General features: G+C 36.3%; 3 protein-coding genes. All 3 read left to right on the top strand.

The genetic code is table 11. The annotated features are described in order from the left end of the window. The first annotated feature begins 414 nt into the window (after positions 1 to 414). Genes cas9 through cas2 form a run of 3 tightly spaced genes read left to right on the top strand, consistent with a single transcriptional unit; the run spans position 415 to position 6,032 of the window. The gene (cas9, locus tag HMPREF9073_RS03815) at positions 415 to 4,767 is read left to right on the top strand and encodes a type II CRISPR RNA-guided endonuclease Cas9 (protein WP_009412679.1); all 4,353 of its coding nucleotides are present in this window, start codon (positions 415 to 417) and stop codon (positions 4,765 to 4,767) included. 36 nt (positions 4,768 to 4,803) lie between these two features. Beyond that, on the top strand, positions 4,804 to 5,694 hold the full coding sequence (gene cas1, locus HMPREF9073_RS03810; protein WP_009412678.1) for a type II CRISPR-associated endonuclease Cas1: 891 nt from the start codon (positions 4,804 to 4,806) through the stop codon (positions 5,692 to 5,694). Continuing rightward, positions 5,691 to 6,032 (top strand): CRISPR-associated endonuclease Cas2, encoded by a 342-nt coding sequence (gene cas2, locus HMPREF9073_RS03805; RefSeq protein WP_009412677.1) that lies wholly within the window; start codon positions 5,691 to 5,693, stop codon positions 6,030 to 6,032. The genes cas1 and cas2 overlap by 4 nt, the downstream gene beginning before the upstream one ends. Positions 6,033 to 6,180: the final 148 nt, after the last annotated feature.

Here is a 6,180-nt window from a genome sequence, read left to right as displayed (position 1 = left end):
TGTCGCCGCCTTCTTATAAAGAGCAATTCTGATAAAGAATTGCTCTTTTTTTATTATATCATCATTTTATCAAATCTCATCACAGCTCCTCACCATTACTCCTTCCCAACAAACTAGATTCCATTCTCCCTATCAATTCTATACATTCCATCACCTCTTTCTTCCCAATCAACCTTGTTTGACTTGACTCGTCTGCCCCGTCCGATTTCCTCCTACATTCTAAAAATAAAAAGAACCCTATCACTAGAATAGGGCTCCTTTAAATGTTTTCACAACGGAATAATCCTTATTGTGAATTGCTTTCAAATTCTGCGACAAAGGTAAGTGTAATATTTTTTATAAGCAAATTTTTCTTAATATTTTTTATTTTTATTTCTTTTTTTATTATCTTTGCCTCACCAAAATATAAAAAGAATGAAACGTATATTAGGCTTAGATTTGGGCTCAAACTCTATCGGTTGGGCTTTTGTGGAACAAGATTTTGAAAACAAACAAGGAAAAATTATTGCTACTGGTAGTAGGATTATCCCTATGGATCAGGGTATATTAGGTGACTTTGAGAAGGGAAATACAGTTTCTCAAACTGCCGAAAGAACTACTTATCGCAGTATGCGTCGTCTGAGAGAACGGCATTTACTTCGCCGTGAGCGACTTCATAGAGTACTTCACATATTAGGTTTTTTACCTCCTCACTATGATGCTCAAATAGACTTTACCAAAAGATATGGTAAATTTATAGATAATGCTGAACCCAAAATAGCTTATAACAATGGGAATTTTATCTTTATGAATAGTTTCAATGAGATGATTGAGGATTTCAAAAAATACCAACCTCAGTTATTTTACAAGAAATCTAATGGCGAAGAGAGTAAAATTCCTTATGATTGGACAATTTATTACCTGCGCAAAAAAGTCCTTTCGCAAAAGATTACCCAACAAGAATTGGCTTGGCTTATACTTCACTTCAATCAAAAAAGAGGGTACTATCAGTTGCGTGGCGAAGAAGAAACAGAAAACCCTAACAAGGAAGTTGCTTTTCACTCCTTAAAAGTTGTAGATGTAGAGGCTGAAGCCCCTAATAAAAAAGGAGAGATTTGGTATACAATCCGTTTAGAAAATGGTTGGATATACCGTCGCACGAGTAAAATTCCATTGGACGACTGGAAGGGAAAAACGCGTGATTTCATTGTTACTACCGATCTTAATGATGATGGCACGATTAAAGTAGACAAAGAGGGAAAAGAAAAGCGTTCCTTCAGAGCTCCTGACGAAAATGATTGGAATTTACTCAAAAAGAAAACAGAGCACGATATTGATTTTTCTGGAAAAACTGTAGGTGCTTATATCTACGACCATTTGTTGCAAAACCCTAATCAGAAAATAAAAGGAAAATTAGTTCGTACTATTGAAAGAAAGTACTATAAAGACGAACTAAAGGCTATTTTGGCTAAACAAATAGCTCTTCAACCAGAATTGTTCACTGAAACCCTATTGGCGGACTGTATAAGAGAATTATACCGCAAAAACGAGACACAACAGCAAAATCTACTATCAAAAGATTTCCTTCATCTGTTTGTAGAAGATATCATTTTCTACCAACGCCCATTGCGTAGCAAAAAATCTACTATTGCCAATTGTACCTTAGAAAAACGTTCGTATATAGATAAGGAAACTAATGAGCGCAAAGACACTTTTATAAAAGTATGTGCCAAATCTAATCCTTACTACCAAGAGTTTAGAGTGTTACAATGGCTGCAAAACTTGAGAATTTACGAAATAGAAACCGACCGTGAGGTAACTGCTGAGTTTATCGAAACAGCCGAAGACTATGAGGCTCTCTTCAACTTCTTGATGTCTCAAAAAGAAATAGATAACGAAGGTTTACTGAAATACTTTTTGTTTGCAAAAAATCCTCAAATTAAAGATAAAGTAGCTAAAAGTGAGCTTAAAAAATGGCTCACTACTTATCGCTGGAACTATGTGTATGATGCGGCGGATAACTCTTCCAAAAAATACCCTATGAATGAAACAGGCTATGACCTTCAGCGGTATTTGCAAAAAGTAGAAGGACTCCCTGCTAATTTTCTAACCTTTGATATAACATATCGATTGTGGCATTTGTTATATTCGGTGAAGGACAAAGTTGAATTTGAAAAAGCATTAAAGAAATTTGCTCAGGAATATCAATTAGACGAAGCATCGTTTGTAGATAGTTTCAAGAACTTCAAACCCTATCCTAATGAATATGGTAGTTTCTCAGAAAAAGCTATTAAAAAATTGCTTCCTCTAATGCGATTTGGCAATCATTGGGACTTTAATCGCATTGATGTATCTACTCAAAAACGTATAGACGACCTTATCAATGGAGTAGCAAATGACGAAATCCGTACCATCATTAGAGAAAAAGCAGAGAAGTATCAGCTCAATAGTGAGAGTTGCTTTCAGGGGTTACCGCTTTGGTTGGCACAGTATGTAGTCTATAACCGTCACGCTGAAGCTACTGATATAGAAAAATGGACTTCAGTGAGTGATTTAGAAACATATTTAGAAGATTTCAAACAACACTCTCTTAGAAACCCTATAGTAGAGCAAGTAGTTACCGAAACTTTACGCGTAGTAAGAGATATTTGGCAACAATACGGCGGGGGACAAGCGAATTTCTTTGATGAAATACACATAGAACTGGGTAGAGAACTCAAAAAAACAGCCGAAGAAAGAAAACAACTTTCCAATAGAAATCAAGAGAATGAAAATACCAACCTACGCATTAAGAAATTACTTGCCGAATTAAAAGAAGATGCAAGCATACAAAACGTGCGTCCGTATTCGCCTGTACAGCAAGAACTGCTTAAAATCTATGAAGAAGGTGTGTTCAGTAGTACAGATCAAGTAGAGGAAGATATTCAGAAAATCCGCAAAAAAGCTGAACCTACCACCCCTGAGATACAACGCTACAAGCTCTGGTTGGAACAAAAATACAAATCGCCTTATACGGGAGAGGTGATTTCACTTACAAAACTATTTACTGAGGAGTATGAAATAGAACATATTATTCCGCAAAGCCGTTATTACGATGATAGTTTATCCAATAAGGTAATATGTGAATCGGCTGTAAATAAGCTAAAAACAAATCAATTAGGATTGGAATTTATCCAGAATCACCACGGTGAGAAGGTGCGCATAACAGGTAATAAAGAAGTTACTATCTTCACAGAAGAGCAATACAAAGAGTTTGTGAAAAAACATTACGCTAACAATTCAGCTAAACAGCAAAAGCTTCTTTTGAATGAGATACCTGAAAAAATGGTCGCTCGCCAGCTGAATGACACGCGTTACATCAGCAAGTATATTTCTGAAATACTTTCTAAAATAGTGCGTTCAGATGAAAAAGATGAGGGCGTAAACTCTAAAAATGTAATACCTTGTACAGGAAAAATTACCACCGCTCTCAAACAAGATTGGGGACTTAATGATGTGTGGAATGAGCTTATACTTCCTCGTTTTGAGCGAATGAACCAGCTTACCCAAACACAGCTATTTACCTCATATAACGACAGATTTCAAAAAAATCTCCCTACTGTTCCAATAGAATACAGCCAAGGTTTTCAAAAGAAACGCATAGACCACCGTCATCACGCTATGGACGCCTTAGTGATTGCTTGTGCTACGAGAGAGCACATCAATTATATGAATAACCAACACGCATTGGATAAGAATAAGGATAAAAAAGAAAAACAACAATCTCGCATAGACCTTCGCACTATCCTCTGTGAGAAAAAGAATAATAACTGGCAGTTCAAGAAACCTTGGAGTACTTTCACTCAAGAAACCAAAGAAGCCCTCGAACATATAGTAGTGAGTTTTAAACAAAACCTAAGAGTGATTAATAAAGCTACCAATTATTATGAAAAATGGGAAGAGAAAAATGGTGTACTTGTAAAAAAGAAAGTAAAACAAGAGGGAACTAATTGGGCTATCAGAAAACCTTTACACAAAGAAACGGTTTCAGGTAAAATTGTTTTGGATAGAAAAATAGGTAAAGATAAAATACTTACAGCTACGCGAAAAGAAGTAGATATAACTTTTACAGAAAAGATTATCAGTAGTATTACCGATACGGGTATTCAGAAAATATTACTCAACTATCTCAACTATAAAGGAAGCCCCGAAGTTGCTTTTTCAGCAGAAGGATTAGAAGAACTCAACAAAAATATCGCTCAATATAACGATGGCAAGAAACATCAGCCCATTTATAAAGTGCGTATTTTTGAGGAAGGAAGTAAATTTCCGCTGGGAGAAACGGGTGCTAAAGCTACCAAATTTGTAGAAGCCGCCAAAGGAACAAACCTCTTTTTTGGAGTATATCAAGGCAAAGAAAAACGCTCGTATGCAACGATCCCTCTCAACGAAGTAATTGAACGACAAAAACAAGGACTTCCTTCTGTCCCTGAGCGCAATGAAAAAGGAGAACCATTGTTGTTTAGTCTTTCGCCTAACGATTTGGTATATGTGCCTATGGAAGGAGAAATCGCAGAGACAATAGATTTTAATAATCTCAGCAAAGAACAGAAAGAAAGAATTTATAAAACAGTGAGTTTTACAGGAAATCAGTGTTTTTTTGTACAAGAAGCAGTAGCAACCCCTATTGTAAATAAAATGGAATATTCACCATTGAATAAAATGGAGAGAGATATTCTAGGAACAATGATAAAAGAGGTCTGTATCAAACTAAAAGTAGACCGCCTAGGAAACATCACCAAAGCATAGAAATCTTTTTAAAAACCAATAAACACCCTTTAAACTATGTTATACCGTTCTATTTACATCGGCAATCCTACCCATTTGAAGTTGAAAGATAAGCAACTCAAAATAACAGACCCCACTACCCAAACTGTAAAAGGGAGTGTACCTATTGAAGATTTGGGTTTGCTGATGCTTGACCATTATCAAATTACTGTTTCACATCAGTTATTGCAAGAGTTGATGAAGAACAATGTGGTGCTTATCAGCTGTGATGAAAAACACTTACCCTTAGGAGCAATGCTTCCTTTTAGTGGAAATACTCAATATTCCGAACGGGTGAAAACACAGTTGGAAGTGAGCGAACCTCTTAAAAAACAACTTTGGAAGCAAACTGTGGAATGCAAAATTCAGAACCAAGCTAAGGTATTAGAACATTTAGGAAAGTATGCCGACCCGATGTACGACTATCTAAAAGAAGTAAAATCGGGCGATACAACCAATATGGAAGGCATTGCTGCTCAACATTATTGGAAGTACCTTATCGATTATGATTTTCTAAGAGATCGATTTGGTGAGTATCCTAATCAGTTTTTCAATTTTGGATATGGAGTTTTGCTCAGTATCGTAGCCCGCGCATTGGTAGATACAGGTTTACTATTAGTATTAGGAATTTTCCATCGCAATAAGTACAACCCCTATTGTTTGGCGAGTGATATAATGGAACCCTACCGCCCCATAGTAGATTTATTGGTAATGGAATGGCTCACAGCACATCCTGAAGTAGAAGAACTCAACAAAGAAAGTAAAGCTCATATACTGCAGATGGCAACCCGTGATGTACAGATAGAAAAGAATATCCACCCCTTGATAGTCGCCGTAAAGAACACAGCTTCTTCTTTATACAAATGCTATACTGGTGAAAAGCGATTGATAGCTTATCCTGAATTATGATCATAGCCGAACGATATAATGCTTATAGAATTATGTGGGTATTAGTATTATACGATTTGCCAACAGAAACGAAGAAGATGCGTAAAGAAGCACAGAACTTTCGTGATAAACTTATAAAGGACGGCTTTACGCTCTTTCAGTTTTCGATGTACATAAGGCATTGCCCCAGTAGAGAGAATGCCCAAGTGCATATCAATCGTGTAAAACAAAACTTACCTCAGTATGGCAATATAGCTATTATGTGCCTAACCGACAAGCAGTTTGGCGATATGGAGTTCTTTTACTGTCAGAGAGAAACAGCAGCTCCCGAAACCTATGTGCAATTAGAGCTTTTTTAAGAAGAATAGAAAAGTAAAACCTCCTCTTCTGCCTTATGAGCAAAGGCAAAAGAGGAGGTTTTTCAGTACTGTTTTTAAGCAAAACCGATTGATACTAAAACCTTTAAAAGATTGAGGTTGTTATCAATCGCAAAACTACAAAATTTGA

This window comes from Capnocytophaga sp. oral taxon 326 str. F0382, assembly GCF_000318295.1.
GTDB classification, from domain to species: domain Bacteria; phylum Bacteroidota; class Bacteroidia; order Flavobacteriales; family Flavobacteriaceae; genus Capnocytophaga; species Capnocytophaga periodontitidis.
The sequence above is the reverse complement of the archived record's forward strand: the minus strand, read 5'-3'. Positions and strand labels throughout refer to the sequence as shown.